The sequence below is a fragment of the Borreliella burgdorferi B31 genome, from assembly GCF_000008685.2.
Taxonomy (GTDB): domain Bacteria; phylum Spirochaetota; class Spirochaetia; order Borreliales; family Borreliaceae; genus Borreliella; species Borreliella burgdorferi.
This window is the reverse complement of record NC_001318.1, coordinates 217,272-237,958: the sequence shown is the minus strand read 5'-3', so window position 1 is coordinate 237,958 and position 20,687 is coordinate 217,272. Positions and strand designations below refer to the sequence as shown.

Here is a 20,687-nt window from a genome sequence, read left to right as displayed (position 1 = left end):
TTATGTCTTTTTCAAGAAGACCAAAGGTTACTAAGTCAGACATTGTTGATCAAATATCTTTGAATATTAAAAATAATAATCTGAAATTAGAAAAAAAATACATAAGACTTGTAATAGATGCTTTTTTTGAAGAGCTTAAAAGTAATCTTTGTTCGAATAATGTTATTGAGTTTAGATCTTTTGGTACATTTGAAGTTAGAAAAAGAAAGGGACGCTTAAATGCTCGCAATCCTCAAACAGGGGAGTATGTTAAGGTCCTAGATCATCACGTTGCGTATTTTCGTCCAGGCAAAGATTTGAAAGAGAGAGTGTGGGGTATCAAAGGTTAAATGCCGGTTAATATCGTAGATTCTTATAAATGGGATTGTAAGCTAGACTCCAGTTTAACTTTTAGAGGAAAATTAAAATTTGAAGGAACTTTGTATCTTGATTCTTCTTTTGAAGGTGAAATATCTTCAAAAGGGGGTGTGCTTTTTATTGGCAAGAATAGTAAGGTTATTACCAATGTGGTAATTTGTGATACATTAATAGTAGAAGGAATTTTGAAGGGCAATGTAAATGCTGCTAGTAAGGTTTATTTAAACAGCGGTTGTAAAATATATGGGGATGTAAAAACAAAAAAAATATTTATTAATGATAATATAATTTTTGATGGTAAGTGTGAAATGATAAAGTCTAATGAAATTGTAGATTTATTTTCTTTCACCGTTTCACAAATAAAAGATACTTTGCAATAGGGTCAGTGTTTTTTATTAATTAATAATAAGTAGATTTTTATAAAATCCTTTCTTAAAAATTTAATTCGTAGAGGAAAATATGGATAAAAAAAATGGTGGATTTGATTTAGAAAGTGAAATAAGGCGGTTGGATGTTTCTAAAGAGTTTAAGATTGAAGATAATTTGAAAAAAAAAGTGGTTAAAGTTGTTGCTAAAAAGGATTCTGCATCTAGCGTGACAAAATCTGCAGATTTAAGTGGCGTAAAGGATTCAAACGGGGTAATATTTTCTGATTTTGATTATGATATTCCTTCTTCAGGTTTAGAAAATAATATTAAAACTTTAGAGCAAAGTAATATCATCAAATTTTTTAATGGTAAAGATTATGTAGAGATTGAAAAACTTTATGATAAGCCAATTACAGAGGTTAGAAAAATTGTTGAAGGTCTTGGGACCAATCATACTATTGCTGTAACAATGAAAAAAACCGAATTAATATTTTTATTGGTGAAAATATTAAGTGAGAATAATATTGATGTTTTATTTACAGGTGTGCTTGATGTGCTTAGTGATGGTTATGGGTTTTTGAGAACTGCATCAAATTCTTATCTTTCTGGAGGCAATGATGTTTACGTTTCTCCCTCTCAGATTAGACTTTTTAATTTAAGGACAGGTGATATTTTATATGGCCAAATTAGATCGCCTAGAGATGGTGAGAGATTTTTTGCAATGGTTAAAATTAAATCTATTAATGATCAAGATCCTACGTTTGCTCAAAACAGAATACCTTTTGATAATTTAACTCCTCTTTATCCCAATGTGAAATTGAATCTTGAATATGAAAATTGCAATATTTCTACAAGGCTTATTAATCTTTTTTCACCTATAGGTAAGGGGCAAAGGGCTTTAATAGTTTCTCCTCCAAAAGCGGGAAAGACTACCCTGCTTCAAAAAATAGCTAATGCAATAACTACTAATTATTCAGATGTTATTTTAATGATACTACTTATTGATGAGAGGCCAGAAGAAGTTACAGATATGATTCGTAGCGTTAAAGGCGAAGTAATTGCATCTAATTTTGATGAGCAGGCTAGTAGGCATGTTCAGGTAGCAGAGATGGTTATTGAAAAGGCTAAAAGGCTTGTTGAAAACAAAAAAGATGTTGTTATTTTGCTTGATTCTATTACAAGGCTTGCAAGGGCATATAATCAAACTATGCCAACTTCTGGTAAAATTTTATCGGGTGGGGTAGATTCTAATGCTCTTCATAAGCCAAAGAGGTTTTTTGGGTCTGCTAGAAATATAGAAGAAGGGGGAAGTTTAACTATTATAGCTACTGCTTTGGTTGATACTGGTAGTAAAATGGATGAAGTTATTTTTGAAGAATTTAAAAGTACCGGTAATATGGAATTAATTCTTGATAGAAGTTTGGCAGACAGAAGACTTTTTCCTGCTATTAATATTAAAAAGTCAGGTACCAGAAAAGAAGAATTGCTTCTTAGTGAAGAGGAGCGTTCTAAGATTTTGCTTATTAGAAGAATACTTGGAGGTGTTGATGATTATGAGGGAGTTGAAGTTCTGATAGAAAAGATGAAAAAAAGCAAAAACAATGAAATTTTCTTGAAGACAATGAGCAATGGTAATTGAATAAATTGACATTATTTCTAATGTAAATTAAACTTTATTGAAGATTAAGAGGAAGGTTTTATGAGAAAAGATATACATCCTAAAAATAATTTAGTGGTATTTAAAGACGGATCAAATGGAGCAATGTTTTTAACCAAGTCTACTTTGAATTCAAAGGAAACTATTAAATATATTGATGGAAAGGAATATCCATTGGTTACTGTTGAGATTACAAGCAAATCCCATCCTTTTTATACCGGTCAGCAAAAGTTTGTTGATGCAGCAGGAAGAATTGATAAATTTAATAAAAGGTATAAAAAGTCCTAAAAATTGGCTTTTTTGTATAAAATTTTGAGAAAATATTAATAAATCTTTTTTAAGCTATATTCTTTTCCTATTAATTTTTCTAGGTTGTTTTTTTCTTCTTCGTATATTTGGTTATTTACTAAAGATGCAATGCTGTTGTGTTGTCTTATTTGTGTTAGAATCTTTGTGGATATTTCTTTAATATCTTGCGGTGTAATTGTAAAGTAGGCATTTCGAATATCTTGTCTTAAGCTGTCACTAATATTTAGCATTTTTCTTCTATAGCTTTGCAAAGCTTCTGTAGCTTTAGTTTTTACATAGATGTTAGTTCCTATTAAGCCTATCAAATAGGTATAAATCTCATCATCTGTCATTTTATTATTAGCTAATTCTTCTAAAGATTTTTCGAAAGCCTGGTAAGTTTTGGTGAAATTGGGATCTCTGTAGGACGCAAAAGAGAAGATTCCATTGGCGATTGATGCGCTTGCTCCGTATGCACCCCCCATTACCCTTATTTTTTCCCAAAAAATTCCACTTCTTAATACATGCTCTAGAAAATTTGCTTTTGGATAATTCTCATCGTTGATTTTGTAACTGGGGAAACATATAGCATTAAAAGCTACTTTTGATTGGATAATTATTATTTCTCTTAATGCTTTGCTGTTTGCGTCAAGATTGAGCAACCCGTTGTAATGATTGCTCTCTTCTAGGCTTTCTTTTAGATTGAAAAATTCATTTTCTAAGTTTTTAAGAATGTCGTCAGTATTTCCCATTATTAGTGCAGATAGATTGTTTTTTAAAATTATTTTATTTTTTAAATTGTCTAATTTATTTGCGATTTCTTTTAAAGATTCTGTATCGGTTTTTGCTTTTTGCCAAAATTCTCTGCCTGTTATTCCATTTTGCAATTCTTTTAAATACTCATTTAATTTTAGTTTTGATTTGGATCTTAACATTGCTAAAAGATGTCCCTTAGGGATTAATAAGGATTTAAAATCATTTTTCAAGCTTAGTGTTATTTCTTTTAATCTCTCATAATCATGAAAGTTAATATTAATTAAAATTTCTTTTATCAGCTCAAATGATTCTTTAACTTTATTGTTAAAAGACTTAAAGCTAATGTTAAATGAATTTAAAATGTTTCCATCGATATCCTCGTCGTAGCTTTCAGATATATTTATTTGCCCCAAAGTATTTTGGATTTTATTGTTAATGTTTATGTAAGAATAATTTTTTGTAGATAAATCTTGAAGAGCTCTTTTGAATAAAGATAGGTATATGTAATCTTCTTTTTCTAAAAAATCTAATTTAAAAAATAAATTTACATTGAAAATATTGTTACTCTTAAACTTAAAAGAATGTAGATTTAGCTCTTTTATTTCATTAAGATCCAAACTTTTTTCTATTTGTTTTGGCAAATCTTCTATTTTTAGTAAGGGAAGTTTTGCTATATCTGCTTTAGAATCTTTTTTATTTTGGTATTTTTTAAACTGATTGTAGTCTTTTTTAAATTGTAAAAATTCTTCTGGATTTTGCTTAATTTCAATTTCCCTTGCCATCAATTTTTTTTCAATTTCTTCTTCCATTTCCTTTTCTGTATCGTGTGATGGAATAAAGCTTATTAATGTATAATGATTATTAAATATTAGATATTTTTCAATTAAATTTTCGAAGTAATAAATTCCTTTTTCCAATTTATTTGTAATTTCATTTATATAGTAGCTTGTTTGTAATGTTTTGATTGGATGTAGTCCATTTAGCCAACCTTTGAAACTTTTTATCATTAAAGCGATAGGAAAATTTTGCCCTTTTTCTTCTTTTAAAGCAAATTCGTAGCCAAAAAGAATTCCTTTTATTAATTCTTTTGGAATTTTATTTTTTACTAAATTTTTAAGCTCACTGAAAACTAGATTTTTAAATTCTTTTTCTTTGTTTTCAACGACATTTTGGAGTCCAAATGAGAAAATAGATTCTTTTAAATCTGTATTGATTCCGCTAATGTGGGCTATATCTTCTCCTATCCCACTTTTTAAGATATTAATTGTGAATGAACAAGAATCGTCTAAGAGTATTTCTGAGAGAATCTCAAGACCAATGCTGTCTTCAATATTATTAATTTCTGTGCAAAGCCAATTTATTGTGTATACCCCAAGAGAATTATCGTTTTCTTTAGGAATTTTATATGTTAATTTTTTCCCCTTTTCCCATCTTTTAACGTTTTCTATGTTAATATTGACATTGCTTTTTTCTTTTTTATAAGGCCTTATTATGTATTTTTCAATGAAATTTAGATTTTTTTCAGTTTGAGTGTTGCCGCATAAAAATATTTTGCAGTTTTCAAGTGTATAATATTTTTTATAAAAATCTAAAAAACTTTCATAGGTGAGATCAATAATATTTGTTGGGATTCCGCCTGAATCGTATTTATATGCACCCTCTTCAAAAAGAGAACTGCTTACTATTTCATTTATTAGAGAATTTTTATTTGAATAGCTACCCTTCATTTCATTAAAGACAATTCCAGATACTTTAAAATCTTTTGGATTTATATTGTATCCTTCTTGCATAAATGACTCTTTTTTAAGCAATGGGTTAAATATAGAATCGGCATAGATATTAAATAAATTAAAATAGTCTTTTTCAATTGTTGATGCTGCTGGGTAGATGGTTTTATCTGGGAATGTCATTGCATTTAAAAATGTGTTTAGACTTCCTTTTAATAGGTAAAGAAATGGATCTTTTATTTTATATTTGCTAGAGCCGCAAAAAATTGTGTGCTCTAAAACATGTGCAACTCCAGTATTGTTTGAAGGTATTGTCTTGAAAGCTATGCAAAATGCATTTTCTTTAAAAGAATCGCTTTTTAAGTGAAATACTTCAAGACCACTCTCATGTTTAAAATAATATCCTTCTGCATCATGTTCTTCTAAATAAGTTTTTGAAATTAGTTTGAAAATTTTTTTCTTTTTCATTTATGTCTTTAATCCTTATTTTACAAATTGTGCTATTTCACTTTCATTAAATTCAAATATGTTTGGCAGCTCCTCTGTGTCATCTAGTTTAAATGTGTATTCTGGGAATTTAATAATAATTTTTTTGTTTTCAAAGTAAATTACTGCTTGTTGTAAATCAAATAATAATTCGTTAGGTAGAATTTTTTCTTTAATTTTTTTTATAAAAAATGGGAATGCTTCATCTGTTTTAATTATGTCGTCAATATTATGAATATAATTTCCTTTATCTTGAATGTAATAACTTCTGTAATTTGTAATGGGGCTATCATTAATTTCTTGGGTTGCAATAAGTATTATTGTATAAATATTGTGCCCATGGTAAATTTCATAGTTTATTTTTAAGCTGAATTTTTTATTCTCAGGTTTAAGCTCTTTACTAACAATGTCAAGTCTTGCTACAATTTGGCTCACATATTCATTAATCTCATTATTCAATTCTTCAAGATTTCCTTTTTCTTTTCCCTCAATTATTAATTTGGGTATTCTAATATTGTATTCATAAAATTGTGAATCTTCTTTTGAGCTTATTGAATTTATTATTAAAGAATTCATTTTGTTGCTATTTAAGCTAATATCTTTAAAATTGATCTTGGTTAATTTTTTTGTACATCCGTTAAAAATCATTAATGTAGATATTAACATAAAAGTTGTTTTTATTGTTCTTGGATTTAGCATGCGATGATTTCTCCCTGCAATATTTATTCTAATCCTGTTATAAGATATTATATAATAACCTTAATATGAATTAATATTATTTGTAATTTTGTTTAAAAATTTTACTTAAGACATATCTTAGGAGATAGGATGCTTGATCTGAAATTTATTAGAGATAACCTTGATCTTGTTAAGAGAAGTATTAAAGCAAGAGGCCTTGTTTTAGATATTGATAAGTTAATTTATCTTGATGATAAGAGAAAAAAACTAATTACCAAAATTGGTGAGCTTAATGCAAAAAGAAATGAAAATTCTTCTAAAATGCAAGAAAATCTTGATAAAGTTTTAAAAATCTCTTTAATAGAAACCGGAAAGATTTTGAAAAAACAGCTTATTGATCTAGAAGAAGAGCTTGAAAGAGTATCTGTTGATTTTGACCTTGAAAATAAGAAAGTGCCCAATATTTTGTCACCTGATGTGCCTATTGGCAGTAGTGAAGAAGATAATTTTGAAATAAAAAGGGTTGGAGTTGTTCCACAGTTTGATTTTAAGCCAAAAGATCATTTAGAGCTTGGCAGAGATTTAGATCTTCTAGATTTTGACAGAGCACGTGAGATTAGCGGGAGTAAATTTTATTATCTTAAAAATGAAGCAGTTTTTTTAGAAATTGCTCTTATTAATTTCTCTTTAAATAAATTAAGAGATAAAGGTTTTGATGTTTTTATTACTCCTGATGTTGCAAGAGAGTTTATAGTTGATGGAATAGGTTTTAATCCTCGTGGCAACGAAAGCAATATTTATAAGATTGAAGATACAGATAAATATCTTGTGGGCACTTCTGAAATTACGCTTGGCGGTTATTATTATAATAAAATAATAGATCTCACTTTGCCAATAAGAATGGCAGGGTTTTCACATTGTTTTCGAAAAGAAGCTGGAGCATATGGTCAGCTTTCAAAAGGTCTTTATAGAGTTCATCAGTTTAGCAAGGTGGAGATGTTTTGTTTTTGCAAAGCAGAAGAATCTGGAGTTATTCATGATGAATTTTTAAGTATTCAAGAGCAAATTTTTACTGAGCTTGAAATTCCTTATAGGGTTTTAAATATTTGTTCTTTTGATCTTGGTTCTCCAGCTTATAAAAAATATGATATTGAAGCTTGGATGCCTGGAAGAGACGGAAAAGGTGGTTATGGGGAGGTTACTTCAACTTCAAATTGTACAGATTATCAGTCAAGAAGGCTTAAGATTAGATACAAAGATCAAGATGGACAAAATAAATTTGCACACATGGTAAATGGAACAGCAATAGCTACAACAAGGGTTATTATTTCTATACTTGAAAACTTTCAGGATCAAAAGGGAGGAGTTAGAATTCCTAAAAGTTTGGTTAAGTATACAGGCTTTGATTATATTCCTTTTAAGAATTAGAATTTAGTATTTTTTCTGGCAATGTTTCTATAGCTTTTAGCAATATTTCATGCTTTTTTAAGTTTTTTGGAAATGGTGCTGTTAAATTTTGTCTAAATTTTTTAGCTCCTTCTTTGGAGAATACTATTCCCATAAGATGCTTGAATAATATATTGATCGACAAATAATTTTCGTATTCTTTAATGTATTCTACCATTTGCATCAATATATCTTTTCTTGTAAGAATTTCATCAGTTTCGTTTAAAAATTCTCTTGAGGCGTTTGCAATAAAGTATGGATTTTCAAACGCACTTCTCCCAATCATGACAGAATCAACAAAAGATAGGTGTTTTTTAATTTGCTCTGAGTTATTGATTCCCCCATTTATCTCGATAAACAAATTTTTATTCTCTTTTTTCAGCTTATATACAAATTCATGTCTTAATTTTGGAATATTCCTATTATTTTTAGGAGAAAATCCTTTTAATATTGCAATCCTTGCATGTACAATAAAATTTTTGATACCAAAATCTGAGATTATTTTGACAAAGTTTTTTACCTCAGAATAACTTTCATTTTTGTAATCACTAGATAAAGGCCTTATACCCAATCTATGTTTAATTGAAATAGGCTTATTTGTGTTTTCTTTCATCGTTTTTAAAATTTCACCTACTTGATTAGCATTGCCCATTAGACAAGCTCCACAATTTGCATTTTGGATTTTTAGAGATGGGCATCCAACATTAAGATTGTATTCGTCAAAATTAAAGTGTTTTTCAAGAATTTGAATAGCTTTAAGGGCATCATTTTTGGAGTTTGTTGCTATTTGAATTGCAATTGGAGATTCTAAGGGGTTTTGCTTTACAATTTTTTTTACATCACCCATAATTATTGACTTTGCAGAAATCATTGGGGTATATAATGTAACTTTTTTTGATAAAAGTCTTATTAAATATCTGAAATGCTCGTCTGTAATGTTTACCATTGGGGCTATTGATATTTTTCGATTCATTAACATTATATAATATGTTAGAATAAACGAGCTGATTTAACAATTATTTATTCTTTTTTAGGAGGAATTGTTATATGCCTGGAAGAAAGGATTTATTTTTTTTAATACTTTTTCTGTCATTTTCAATTATAATTTCTTGCAGAGTAAAAGGAATTGTCATTAAAAATGGCAATTGTATTAAGGCTAAGGGCATAAGCGAAAAAGAAATCCTTTTGGCATCTGTAAGTTGTAATTTGCATTATGACTTGAATAGTGATTCGATTAATGACGGCATTAAAGCAAATAATTTAAATTTATCTAAGATTAAAGCTTTTTTATTAAATATGTATGTATATTGCTTTAATTACCAATACAATTGATATTGAAAAAATGAAAACAGTAGAAAAAAATATTATTGAGTTTTATAATCAAGGCTTGCCAATTAGCAGTAATAGAGATTTAAGATATTATTTAAATAGAATTAATGATACAAATTTTCAAATTCTAGCAGGTTCAATAAGAAATGCAGAACTTTCTGCTTTAGAATTTACGAGACATTTTGGTTCCAAATTAGATAAAATTAAAAATGCAAATCAAGAATACTTTAAATTTTTTCTAGTTGATATAATCTTTGGCAACCCAAAGCTTTATCCTAAAGAAATATTAAGGATTGCTTCAACTATTTATTATTATTTAGATTAATATGTATTAAGGGAAGTTAGATGGAGTTTTTATATTCTGATGAAGAGAATTATTTAAAAGATAGATTTTTTGATTTTTTTAATATGAATGTAGATAAAGATAAATATACAAGTATTGGAATTTGTGGTGGTCGAAGTATAGTTAACTTTTTAAGCGTTTTTCTTAAACAAAATTTTTCTTTTAGAAGATCGCATTTTTTTTTAGTTGATGAACGGTGTGTTCCATTAAATGATGAGAATAGTAATTATAATCTTTTAAATAAAAATTTTTTTTCTAAAATGGTTGATAAAAATTTAATAAGCATTTCCAAATTTCATGCTTTTGTTTATAGCGAAATAGACGAAGCCACAGCTATTCATGACTATAATATTGAATTTAATTCTAGGTTTAATATTTTTGATTTTATTATAGTTTCTGTTGGTGAGGATGGCCACATAGCATCGCTTTTTCCTTCAAGAAAATTGTTGTTTTCAGATGTAGAAGGTTATCAGTATGAATACAATTCTCCCAAATTCCCAAGCAAAAGAATAAGCTTAACGCCGAAATCTTTGTTTGGTTCAAAAGCTGTTGTTTTGTTATTTATGGGTGTTGATAAAAAGTGTGCTTTAGAAAATTTTTTAGCTTCTAATAGTTCTATTAATGAATGTCCAGCCAGACTTCTCAAAGAGCATCCCAATTTACTAGTTCTTACAAACATTAAAAGAGATGAAAGTTATGCAGGATCCTAGGCTTTCCAAGTATAAAAATGCTAAAAATTTAAGCAAAAAAACCGTTGAAGAAATTGATACTTTAAGTTTAAATAAAAATTTTTCCGATTCAGAGATTCAAGGCTCTATGCTTAGATCTTGGATAAGCCTTATTAAAGGAAATAAAAATAAAACACCTGTCGAGCCTAAATCCAACAATATTAATGAGTTAAAGCCAGGGTTTATTCGCAAAGAGAGTAAGGTCACAAAGATTGCAAAATATTTTTTGGCTATTGGACTTGAAAAATCTGCTAAGATTATGTCTGAGCTTGATGATTCGGATATAATCTTAATTACCAGAGAAATTTCAAAGATTAGCTATATTGCTCCAGAAGAAAAAGAGCATATTATTAAAGAATTTGAAGAGTTACTAAGAAATCAAAAAAGGTATGTTAAGGTTGATGATAACTTTGCTTATGAGTTATTAAATAAAACGTTAGGAAAATCTAAGGCAAAATCAATTTATAAAAAAGTTACTGGTAATGATATTTTTATTCCTTTTGATTATTTGTCTCAAATTGAGCATGAACAACTTTGGGCATTAATTAAGGATGAGAATATTAAAACGCTTGTTATATTATATAATTATTTAAATAAAGATCAAAAAAAATATGTTTTTTCAATGCTAGAAGAAGAAGATAGAAGAAAATTTGTAAAAGATCTTGTCAAACCAAGGCAATTGAGCATGGAGACAATAGAGGCAATTTCAAATAAGCTTAAGGATAGATTTAAGATGCAGGGGAATCTTAAGACAGATAAACTTGATGGATCTAAGATACTTGTTGATATTTTAAGCTATATGGATTTTAATGAAGAGAAAAATTTGCTTAATAATATTAATATGCGGGATTTAAATCCTGTTGTGGACAGTGAAATTCGAGAAAAAATATTTGATATCAATGTAATATTGAGAATAATGGATAATGACCTTCATAATATTTTAAGAGAGTTTACAGACAAAGAGATTGCAATTATTATTAAGGATAAAGCTGATGAGGTTAGAGATAAAATGCTTTCAAATGTTTCAAAAAGGCGCAAAGAAATCATTTTAGACGAAGAAGCTTTTTTAGGAAAAATAAGTAAAAAAGATTTAAAAACTATGACAACAGCTTTTGTTAATTATATTAAAAATTTAACTTTAAAAGGCGATTTAATAATATATAGAAAAAATGAGGAATTTATTTAATGACACTTAATAAGTTGCGTAAAAAATATATTGATTTTTTTAAATCAAAAAAACATTTTGAAATAATGGGGAAATCATTAGTTCCTGAAAATGATCCTACAGTTCTTTTTAATACAGCTGGCATGCAGCCCCTTATCCCGTATCTTCTTGGAGAAGTGCATCCATCAGGAGATATGCTTGTTAATGTTCAAAAGTGCCTAAGAACAGGCGACATTGATGAGGTTGGAGATTTAAGCCATTTAACTTTTTTTGAAATGCTTGGAAATTGGTCTCTTGGAGCTTATTTCAAAGAGTATTCTGTAAAGTGTAGTTTTGAATTTTTGACATCTTCTGATTATTTAAATATTCCAAAAGACAGTCTTTATGTGAGCGTATTTGAAGGCGATCAAGAGATTCCGCGCGATACAGAGACTGCTAAAGTTTGGGAAAGCTTGGGTATTTCCAAAGATAGAATACATTATCTTTCTAAGGATCATAATTTTTGGGGGCCTGTTGGATCTAAAGGGCCTTGTGGGCCAGATACTGAAATATATGTGGATACTGGAAAGTCTAAGTGTTCTCTTGACTGTAATATTACGTGTTCTTGTGGTAAGTATTTTGAAATTTGGAATAATGTTTTTATGCAATACAATAAAGATGAAAATGGTAATTACATAGAATTGGGTCGAAAATGCGTTGATACGGGAATGGGACTTGAGAGGACAATTGCTTTTTTGCAGGGCAAATCTTCAGTTTATGATACAGATGCATTCATGCCTATAATAAAGAGAATAGAATATATTTCTGGTAAAATTTATGGACAAAAAGAAGATGATGATAGATGTATTAGAATAATTTCTGATCATGTTAAAGCTGCTTGCTTTATTCTTGCTGATAGTTCTGTTGTTTTTCCCTCCAATTTGGGGCAAGGATATGTTTTAAGAAGACTAATAAGGCGATCTATCAGATATGCAAAGAAACTTGGGATAAAATCCCATTTTTTAGCTGATCTTGTTGATTCTGTAGAAGCTATTTATAGATCTTTTTATAATGAGCTAACAGAAAAAAAAGATTTTATCAAAAAGGAATTAAGCAAAGAAGAAGAAAAGTTTTTTAAAACTTTATCTCAAGGAGAGCAAGAATTTATTAAAATAACAAGAAATTTGCCTTCCAAGACTATTCCTGGTGATATTGCTTTTAAACTATACGATACTTATGGTTTTCCATACGAAGTAACAGAAGAGCTTGCTATTGAATATGGCTTTAATGTTGATAAGTTGGGTTTTAATGAGCATTTTAAAAAGCATCAAAAAACTTCAAAGAAAGGGGGTGACAAAGTTTTTAAAGGAGGGCTTGCCGATTATACTTATGAGACCACTAAACTACATACAGCGACCCATTTACTGCATAAGGCACTTCAATTAGTACTAGGCGATCATGTTAGACAAAAAGGAAGCAATATTACTGCTGAGCGATTAAGGTTTGATTTTGTTCATTCTGAAAAGATGACGGATGATGAGATAAAAAAAGTTGAAGAGATTGTTAATTTACAGATAAAAAATTCTTTGTCTGTAAAAAAAATTATAATGGAATTAAGTGAAGCTCGAGAAAAAGGTGCTATGGCTCTTTTTGGAGAAAAATATGACGATTTGGTGAGCGTTTATGAGATAGATGGATTTTCGCTTGAAGTTTGTGGAGGCCCTCATGTAGAGAATACCAATGAACTTGGTACTTTTAAAATACAAAAAGAACAATCCTCATCTTCAGGTATAAGAAGAATAAAAGCTATTTTGATTGATGAGTAAATTACTTATTATTTGTTGATTTGTTTTAATAGGAGGCTTTATGATAAAATCAATTTTAGATTATTTATTAACTTTGCATCCTGTATTATTGGGACTTTTAGGTTCTACTTTCACTTGGTTTACTACAGCTTTTGGAGCAGCAGCAGTTTTTTTCTTTAGAAAGGTAGATAATAAAATAATGGACGCTATGCTTGGTTTTTCAGCTGGCATTATGATAGCGGCCAGTTTTTTTTCGCTTATTCAGCCTGCTATAGAAAGAGCTGAAGAGCTTGGATACATTACTTGGGTGCCGGCTGTTTTTGGATTTCTTGTTGGGGCATTTTTTATATATATTGTAGATGTATTTGTTCCAGATCTGGATAAACTTACTTTTATTGATGAAGACTTAACTAAACATGGTAAAAAAGATTTTTTACTCTTTACTGCTGTTACTTTACATAATTTTCCAGAAGGATTGGCTGTTGGAGTTGCTTTTGGAGCCTTGGCGTCTAATCCAGATATTCAAACTTTAGTTGGGGCTATGCTTCTTACGCTTGGTATTGGTATTCAAAATATTCCCGAAGGAGCAGCTATTTCTCTGCCTTTAAGAAGAGGTAATGTTGCTTTGGCAAAATGCTTTAACTATGGCCAAATGTCAGGATTGGTAGAAATTGTGGGGGGGCTTATGGGTGCTTATGCGGTTTATTCTTTTACTCGAATTTTACCTTTTGCTTTGGCTTTTTCTGCAGGAGCTATGATTTATGTGTCAATTGAACAATTAATACCTGAAGCTAAGAGAAAAGACATTGACAATAAAGTGCCAAGTATATTTGGTGTTATTGGTTTTACATTAATGATGTTTCTCGATGTTTCACTAGGTTAAAATTATCCAAATTTTCCGCTGATATATTCTTCAGTTTTAGTATTTTTAGGATTGAAGAATAATTCATCAGTTGAACTTTCTTCTTCAATGCATCCATTAAGGAAAAATGCGGTTCTATCAGATATTCTTCCGGCTTGTTGCATGTTGTGAGTTACAATGATTATTGTGTAACTTTCTTTTAAGTTTATTATTAACTCTTCAATTTTGCCTGTTGATATTGGATCGAGAGCAGAGGTAGGTTCGTCCATCAGTATTACATTTGGCTCTATTGCGAGAGTTCTTGCAATACAGAGCCTTTGCTGCTGGCCTCCTGAGAGACTTAAGGCGTTTGTATGAAGTTTGTCTTTGACCTCATTCCAGAGTGCAGATTTTTTTAGTGATTGCTCTACTATTTCGTCTAGTTTTTTTTTATCTTTTGTTCCATGTATTTTTGGACCATAGCTTATATTATCATAGATAGACATTAAAAATGGGTTAGGGGTTTGGAATACCATTCCTATTTTTCTTCTAAGCTCCAGGATATCGAAATTATTTGAATAAATGTTTTTTCCCTCATATATTACATTGCCTTCTATTTTAATGCCTTCAACAAGATCGTTCATTCTGTTGAGAGTTCTTAAGAATGTTGATTTACCACAGCCAGATGGGCCTATTAAGGCGGTAATACTATTTTTCAGTATTTTCATGTTTATTTTATTTAAAGCTTTAAAGTCTGTATAAAATAGATTCAGATTTTCCGTTTCTATTATAACTTCATTTTTTGGTGTATCTTTTTCTTTTATCACTTATTTAATCCTATATAATTTGTTTATTAAAAATTTTGATGTTAAATTTATTATGAGTACCATAATAACAAGTATTGAGGCTGTTCCAAATCCTTTGTCCAGGTGTCCTTCTTGAAATAACATTAGTAAGTGTACAGTTAATGTTCTTGAAGGTTCATTTAAATTTGTTGCAAGTCCCAAGTTTGTTCCCATTGTAAAAAGCAATACAGCTGTTTCTCCCAAAGCTCTTCCTATTGCAAGAACTATTCCTGTTAGTATTCCGGGAATAGCTGCTGGAACCATAACTTTAATTATAGTTTCTGTTTTATTTGCCCCTAAGGCGAATGAAGCGTATTTGTATGATTTTGGGATTGTTTTAAATGCTTCTTCGGTTGTTTTAACAATCATTGGTAATATCATTAGGGAGCTTGTTATTGCTCCTGAGAGTATTCCTATTCCAAGAATTGGCACAAAAAAAATCAGTCCAAAAAGTCCAAAAATTATTGCAGGAATTGAAGAAAGAATGTCAACGCTCATAGACAGTATTTTGTAAAATATTTTACTAGAAGTATATTCGGCAAGCATTATGCCAGTTCCTATTCCAATGCATATTGAAATAGCGGTTGTTAATAGTATTACATAAAAAGTATTTAATATTAAATAAGAAATTCCACCATATGCGCCAGAATCTCTTGGAATAGATAATATGAAATTTAAATTTAAAGGACTACTTTTATCAATATAATGCATTTTAATAAAGGGTGCTTTAAAATTTTGAAAATAATGCCAAGGCACAATTGCTAGTGCGCCTTCTGTTTTTTCTATAGTTTGTATTATATTTTCTTCTTGATCAAGATATTTTATTATTTTTAATTTAATATCTTTTGATATTAAATTGACCCATTTTTCTTTGCCTTTAATAAGTTTTTCAACTTCATCAACACCTAATGTATTGATTATTTCATTTTCATTTTTTGTTAAAGTTTTTTTACTTATTAGGACAGACATAGTTTTTATTTTTAAAGCCTTAATATTGGGATATAATTTAAAATCTAGGGATTCAAATTCTTTTTTTGTTAAATAGCCTACAGAGCCTATTGTGCTGTTTATGGTTTGAAGTATTTTTTTGGTAGATGGTTCGATTTTTATGTATCTTTTATTAAATACATTGTTTTTGATTAGTGTTTTTAGAATAGCTTTGTTAGATATGCTGTCAATTGAACTTGCAATAGGTATAATGTCAATTCCCTGATCTGAAATGCTTCCCCAGTGTGAAATTTTATTATTATATATGTTGTGAATGTCTTCTATTGAGATTTTGTCTGTGTTGATATTTTTGTTAACAATAAAAGCAATTTGTATTTCTTTGCCGTCTTCTGTTTTAAATGGCACAAAGCTTTGAGTTTTGTTTAAAAATAAAGTTTGTTTTTTTTTGAAATAAAATAAAGAGTTGTACAATACATATGCTATTAGAAAAATTAATACCGCTGTTAAAAAATATGCAATAGAATTGATTATAAAGAAATAGAACTTATTAATTAATTTATTGATTTGAGTTTTAGTCACTTTTTCTTTAACCCTTTATTGGAAGATAGTATAAAATTTTTGAGTAAATTTGTAATTATTGAAAATAGCAATAATACTAGAGCTGTAGAAAAGAGAGCTTCTCTGTGAACACCCGAGGCGTATCCCATGTCCATAGCAATGTTTACAGTTAGTGTTCTAATAGGAGAAAATATGTTTTTTATAAAAAGAGGAGAGCCTCCTCCGACCATTAATACTGCCACGGTTTCTCCAATAGCTCTTCCTATTGCCAATATTGTTCCTGCTAAAATACCTCGACTAGCCGATGGTATTATTATATTATATATTGTTTGCCAGTCTGTTGCTGCTAATGCAAGAGATGCAAATTTATATGATTTTGGAACGGCTTTGAGCGATGAATAACAAACGCTAATTATTGTGGGGATTATCATTATGCTTAATATGAGTGATGAGCTTATTAAATTGTATCCCAAATTGTCTTCTCTTTGAAAAATGTTTTTTACTAAAGCTGCAATAAATGTGCTTCCAAAAAATCCGTAAACTACACTAGGGATTCCTGCTAAAAGCTCTATTACTGTTTGTAAAAATTGTCTATAAAATCCTTTTGCTTTTTCAAGTAAATATATCGCAAATCCCAATCCAATTGGTAAAGCAATTAAAATAGAAAAAAGTGTAGTTAAAAAGGAATTAATAATGAATGCCAAAATACCATAAGATTTTTGTAAATTGCTAGTAGGATCCCAATTTGTGCTGAATAAAAAGTTTAAAATTTTAATTTTGTTATTAAGAAATGGCATTATTCCAGTTTTTAATATAAACAAACCCAAAAACAATATTGATAGGGAGCTGATTATTGCAGATATAAGAATAAAAGATTTGAAAATAATTTCAATTATTTTTCTTTTTGTCTTTAAGCTCAGATGCATTTTTTAAAAGAATCCCTTAAAGCTCATGCCAATGTTAAATTGTATTACTTGACTTGATCTTAAGTCAAGTTTTTTTTTCTTTAATTTAATTATGTTTTTATCCCTAAAAAGCCTTGTTCTTCAACAATATCTTGTCCAGTTGAGCTTGTCATGAAATCAATAAATTGAGTTACGCTTTTATCCTCGTATTTGTTATTTGTAACTATTATTAAATTTCTTTTAATGGTGTATTTATTGCTATTTATTGTTTCTTTTGTAGGATATGTGCTGTTAACAGAAAGAATATTCAAACCCTTTTCTATTGAATTTTTTGCGTATCCAAGACCTATATATCCTATTGAGTGGGGAGTAAGGCTTGTTTTTTCAATTACCTCTCCATTAGATTTTACCACTATTCCGTCTTGTCTAAATTGAGCTTCTTCGTGAGTTTTGAATATTTTATTAAGAAGTAGGTCTTTTATAGACGAATAAGAACCAGAAGAAGAGTCTCGATTGATAAAGTTGATTTTAGCATCAGGACCTCCCACTTGTTTCCAATTTTGAATTTCTCCATTTAGTATTTTAGCTAGATTTTCTTCTGTAATATTTGTAATTTTTATTTCAGGGCTTGTAATGAAAATTAAAGCATCATAAGCAAATACAGTTTCTTTTGCCCCTTGTTCAATTTCTTCTTTTGTTAAATCTCTTGATGATATTGCTATTTTATATATTTTGTTAAATAGCCCGTTTATGCCAACACTACTTCCTTGTGCATCGTATGTTACTTTAGTATTATTGTTTATTTTATTATATCTTAAAATCATTTCGTCTAGTATTGGGCTTACAGTTGTAGATCCTCCAATTGATACAATTTTTTCATTGTCTTGATTTTTACAGTTGTATAATAAACTTGTTGATAGCATAAAAATTAAGATAATAACTTTTTTCATCAAGCAAACTCCTTTGTTTAAGTATATAATAGCATTAATTTAAAATAAGTCAATTACAAATTAACTTTATTGATTAAGTTATAATTGAGGAATAATAGCAAATATTTTAATTTTTTGGTATAAATTACTACTAGATTTATATGTTAAGTTTTGCGAGGTATTTAAATGGCAGTAGTGAAATCTAGTGAGATTGAAAAAGGTTCTTTTTTACTTATCAAAGGGGCTCCCCATATTGTTCTTGAAAGAGAATTCTCAAAAACAGGTAGGGGAGGGGCGATAGTAAGGTTAAAGCTTAAGAACTTAAAAAACAAATTTGTCATTAGAGAAACTTTAAAAGGGGCAGATACCGCAGAAGCTATTGAAATTTATGAAGTTAGTGCTCAGTATTTATACAAAGATAAAGACGTTTTGGTTTTTATGGATTTAGAAACTTATGATCAAGTTAGTTTGGACTTAAAAGAAAGTGCTAATTTACAAGATAAAGTGCCTTTTTTGCAGGAGTCTGAAATCTATTCTCTTGTAACTTTTGACAATGTGGTTATTGATATTAAGCTGGCTCCAAAGATTGCTTTTGAAGTTGTAGAAGTTGAGGCGGCTGTTAAAGGTGATACTGTAACAAATGCAATGAAAAATATTACTCTTAATACAGGGCTTGTAGTAAAAGCTCCACTTTTTATTAACGTTGGAGATAAGGTTTTAATTAATTCTGAAACTAAAGAGTATGCAGAGCGGATTAAAAATTAAATTAATATTGTTTTTTTGTTGTTTTGCTTGTTCTTGCGACATAAATTATCCGGAGATAAAAGAGCTTGATTATAAGATAAATTATTATTTTACTGAAAATCGCTTAGATTACTCTATGAGTTTTGATTTTGCAATTAAAGTTATAAATTCAAAAGATGTTTTTAAATTATCAATAGAGAATAAGAACACTAATGAGTTTATTCAAGTGATTAATAATAATTATAGCTCTTTTTTTATTGATTCTAGCCTTGGAAAGGATATTCTATATTGTAAGGATTTGAGGTTTAATTTTTTTGATAAAACTTTTGAAGATTTTACCTCATGTGTTCGTCTTTTTGATAAGGGCATGAGAGTATACAATAGAGAGCTTGTTATTTCTTTGGGTATGTCAAAATATGATTTAGATGATGTTCACAATTATGTATATAAGTCTAAAGATATGGAAATGTTAAACAAGTTAAGCAATTCCAAAGTATTTTTTGTTAAAACTTATAAAGACAAACTACATCCGGTCTCTTCAGTTGTTAGAATTGATTCAATAGATATTCTAGAGATTGATAAAGCATTTGATAATTACATAAGTTTTTATTATGTCGAAAAAAATTCAAATCTTTTTTTTAAAGTTGGCTGAAAAGATCAAAATGGGCCCACCAGGACTTGAACCTGGGACCTACCGATTATGAGTCGGGTGCTCTAACCAACTGAGCTATGGGCCCTTAGCTTTAATTTATTATATTTATTTTTTATTCATTGTCAAGTTCATTTTGAATAACTTCTATTTTAGAAGTTAATGCGTCTAATTTGTTATTAATTTTATTTTTTTCTTTTGTTAGAGCTTGTATCTTTTGTTGAATGTTTTTTATTTCTTCTTGTTTTGTTATTTTTATTAAATCATTATTTAAGTTTAATATTTTTTGGTTTATTTTTTCTATTTTTTGAATTATTGAGCTGATTGCATTGGTTTTGGCTGTCATTTTATCTTTTTTTGTGATTTCAATAAATTCTTCAGCAATTTTTTTTAAAATGTTTTCTTTGTTTTTTGTAATAACATTGATTTCGTTTTTTATTGTATTCTTTTTGTATATTTTTTCTTTTTTGCTTGTAGATATTATTTCTTTTATTTCTTCTTTTATGTTTTTTATATTTGTTTTGATTTCATTTATTATTTTAAATTCTTTAACAATTACATTGTTTAACTTTTTATTTAATGAAAATTCATTCATTATGCTTTCAAAGTTTTCAGAAGGGTAATATTTTGTGAATACCTGCTTTTCAAATTCTTTTGATATTTTATATACATTTATCATATTAATGATATTGTTTATTGTTGAGCTAACTTCAAGCATTATTCTTTGTAAATAATTTTTTGTTTTATGATCACTTGCTAATTCTATTTTTTTATATTTTTCAAGTTTCAATTTAGAAAAATTCATATTGTATTTTGATATTAATTCTAGATTTTGAGGATAAATTTCGATTATTGTTTTAGCAATTTCTTTAAGGTTTTTTTTATATGATTTACTAGTAGATTTATATTCTTTTTTAAGAATATAAATTTTTTTGTTTAAATTTTTTAATATGTTTTCATTTTCTTCTGATTTGCTTAAATTGCTTTTCATTTGATACAATTCTTTTTCTACTAATTTTAAATTGGGATAGTGGTTTAAATTTTTTAATTCTACTATATTATTATTTTTTAATATTTTTCCAAGCTCAATTAAATTTTTGTCTTTTTCTATCTTTAACAAGTTGATTTCTGATTTGATTTTTTTCATCATGGGAAC

General features: G+C 28.5%; 21 protein-coding genes and 1 tRNA gene. 13 read left to right on the top strand and 9 right to left on the bottom strand.

Annotated features, from left to right (window positions below; translation table 11 throughout):
• Positions 1 to 2 precede the first annotated feature (2 nt).
• The 4 genes from BB_RS01150 to BB_RS01135 all read left to right on the top strand — a co-directional run bounded on the left by BB_RS01150 (position 3) and on the right by BB_RS01135 (position 2,670).
• Positions 3 to 329, top strand: a complete 327-nt coding sequence (locus tag BB_RS01150) for an HU family DNA-binding protein (RefSeq protein WP_002655986.1) — start codon at positions 3 to 5, stop codon at positions 327 to 329.
• Positions 330 to 737 (top strand): bactofilin family protein, encoded by a 408-nt coding sequence (locus tag BB_RS01145; protein WP_002656070.1) that lies wholly within the window; start codon positions 330 to 332, stop codon positions 735 to 737.
• A gap of 79 nt (positions 738 to 816) precedes the next feature.
• A complete protein-coding gene (gene rho, locus BB_RS01140; RefSeq protein ID WP_010889711.1) occupies positions 817 to 2,364 on the top strand; it encodes a transcription termination factor Rho in 1,548 nt (515 codons plus the stop codon).
• Positions 2,365 to 2,424: 60 nt separating this feature from the next.
• Positions 2,425 to 2,670, top strand: a complete 246-nt coding sequence (locus tag BB_RS01135; protein WP_010889710.1) for a type B 50S ribosomal protein L31 — start codon at positions 2,425 to 2,427, stop codon at positions 2,668 to 2,670.
• Between the two features lie 35 nt (positions 2,671 to 2,705).
• Here BB_RS01135 and BB_RS01130 read toward each other — a convergent pair whose 3' ends face one another.
• Positions 2,706 to 5,621: an insulinase family protein gene (locus BB_RS01130; RefSeq protein WP_002665373.1), complete on the bottom strand. Its 2,916-nt coding sequence runs from the start codon at positions 5,619 to 5,621 to the stop codon at positions 2,706 to 2,708.
• A gap of 15 nt (positions 5,622 to 5,636) precedes the next feature.
• Entirely contained in the window at positions 5,637 to 6,338 is a 702-nt protein-coding gene (locus tag BB_RS01125) for a hypothetical protein (RefSeq protein WP_010889709.1), read from the bottom strand.
• A gap of 129 nt (positions 6,339 to 6,467) precedes the next feature.
• Between BB_RS01125 and serS the strand changes: the two genes are divergently transcribed.
• A complete protein-coding gene (gene serS, locus BB_RS01120) occupies positions 6,468 to 7,745 on the top strand; it encodes a serine--tRNA ligase (RefSeq protein ID WP_002657654.1) in 1,278 nt (425 codons plus the stop codon).
• Here serS and dusA read toward each other — a convergent pair.
• Positions 7,735 to 8,742, bottom strand: coding sequence for a tRNA dihydrouridine(20/20a) synthase DusA (gene dusA, locus BB_RS01115; protein WP_002657653.1), 1,008 nt, complete (start codon positions 8,740 to 8,742; stop codon positions 7,735 to 7,737). The two genes, serS and dusA, sit on opposite strands and share 11 nt — an antisense overlap.
• Before the next feature lie 68 nt (positions 8,743 to 8,810).
• Here dusA and BB_RS01110 point away from each other — a divergent pair, with 68 nt between their 5' ends.
• Genes BB_RS01110 through BB_RS01085 form a run of 6 tightly spaced genes read left to right on the top strand, consistent with a single transcriptional unit; the run spans position 8,811 to position 13,995 of the window.
• Positions 8,811 to 9,095, top strand: a complete 285-nt coding sequence (locus tag BB_RS01110; protein ID WP_002657652.1) for an SIMPL domain-containing protein — start codon at positions 8,811 to 8,813, stop codon at positions 9,093 to 9,095.
• Positions 9,064 to 9,417 carry an SIMPL domain-containing protein gene (locus BB_RS01105; RefSeq protein ID WP_002556822.1) on the top strand — a complete coding sequence of 118 codons (354 nt, stop codon included), beginning with the start codon at positions 9,064 to 9,066 and terminating at the stop codon, positions 9,415 to 9,417. The genes BB_RS01110 and BB_RS01105 overlap by 32 nt, the downstream gene beginning before the upstream one ends.
• Positions 9,418 to 9,437: 20 nt before the next feature.
• Entirely contained in the window at positions 9,438 to 10,145 is a 708-nt protein-coding gene (locus BB_RS01100) for a 6-phosphogluconolactonase (protein WP_002661712.1), read from the top strand.
• Entirely contained in the window at positions 10,132 to 11,349 is a 1,218-nt protein-coding gene (locus tag BB_RS01095; RefSeq protein WP_002656919.1) for a flagellar motor switch protein FliG, read from the top strand. Before BB_RS01100 ends, BB_RS01095 begins: the two co-directional genes overlap by 14 nt.
• Positions 11,349 to 13,133, top strand: a complete 1,785-nt coding sequence (locus tag BB_RS01090; protein WP_010889708.1) for an alanine--tRNA ligase — start codon at positions 11,349 to 11,351, stop codon at positions 13,131 to 13,133. The genes BB_RS01095 and BB_RS01090 overlap by 1 nt, the downstream gene beginning before the upstream one ends.
• Before the next feature lie 40 nt (positions 13,134 to 13,173).
• Positions 13,174 to 13,995: a ZIP family metal transporter gene (locus BB_RS01085; protein ID WP_002556818.1), complete on the top strand. Its 822-nt coding sequence runs from the start codon at positions 13,174 to 13,176 to the stop codon at positions 13,993 to 13,995.
• 2 nt (positions 13,996 to 13,997) lie between these two features.
• Here the strand turns inward: BB_RS01085 and pstB are convergent, their stop codons facing one another.
• From pstB to BB_RS01065, 4 genes are all read right to left on the bottom strand, one after another.
• On the bottom strand, positions 13,998 to 14,780 hold the full coding sequence (gene pstB, locus BB_RS01080) for a phosphate ABC transporter ATP-binding protein PstB (RefSeq protein ID WP_002657006.1): 783 nt from the start codon (positions 14,778 to 14,780) through the stop codon (positions 13,998 to 14,000).
• Positions 14,781 to 16,217: a phosphate ABC transporter permease PstA gene (pstA, locus tag BB_RS01075; protein ID WP_010889707.1), complete on the bottom strand. Its 1,437-nt coding sequence runs from the start codon at positions 16,215 to 16,217 to the stop codon at positions 14,781 to 14,783. It lies immediately after the preceding gene.
• Positions 16,218 to 16,321: 104 nt separating this feature from the next.
• Positions 16,322 to 17,230 carry a phosphate ABC transporter permease subunit PstC gene (pstC, locus tag BB_RS01070; protein ID WP_002556815.1) on the bottom strand — a complete coding sequence of 303 codons (909 nt, stop codon included), beginning with the start codon at positions 17,228 to 17,230 and terminating at the stop codon, positions 16,322 to 16,324.
• 89 nt (positions 17,231 to 17,319) lie between these two features.
• Positions 17,320 to 18,159 (bottom strand): extracellular solute-binding protein, encoded by an 840-nt coding sequence (locus tag BB_RS01065; protein ID WP_002556814.1) that lies wholly within the window; start codon positions 18,157 to 18,159, stop codon positions 17,320 to 17,322.
• Positions 18,160 to 18,324: 165 nt separating this feature from the next.
• Between BB_RS01065 and efp the strand changes: the two genes are divergently transcribed.
• Positions 18,325 to 18,903, top strand: a complete 579-nt coding sequence (efp, locus tag BB_RS01060) for an elongation factor P (protein ID WP_002656805.1) — start codon at positions 18,325 to 18,327, stop codon at positions 18,901 to 18,903.
• Positions 18,881 to 19,534, top strand: coding sequence for a lipoprotein (locus BB_RS01055; protein WP_002660925.1), 654 nt, complete (start codon positions 18,881 to 18,883; stop codon positions 19,532 to 19,534). The genes efp and BB_RS01055 overlap by 23 nt, the downstream gene beginning before the upstream one ends.
• Positions 19,535 to 19,545: 11 nt before the next feature.
• Here the strand turns inward: BB_RS01055 and BB_RS01050 are convergent.
• A tRNA-Ile gene (locus BB_RS01050) sits at positions 19,546 to 19,619 on the bottom strand.
• Positions 19,620 to 19,646: 27 nt separating this feature from the next.
• Complete coding sequence (locus BB_RS01045) at positions 19,647 to 20,681, bottom strand: coiled-coil domain-containing protein (protein WP_010889706.1); 1,035 nt, start codon at positions 20,679 to 20,681, stop codon at positions 19,647 to 19,649.
• Positions 20,682 to 20,687 lie beyond the last annotated feature (6 nt).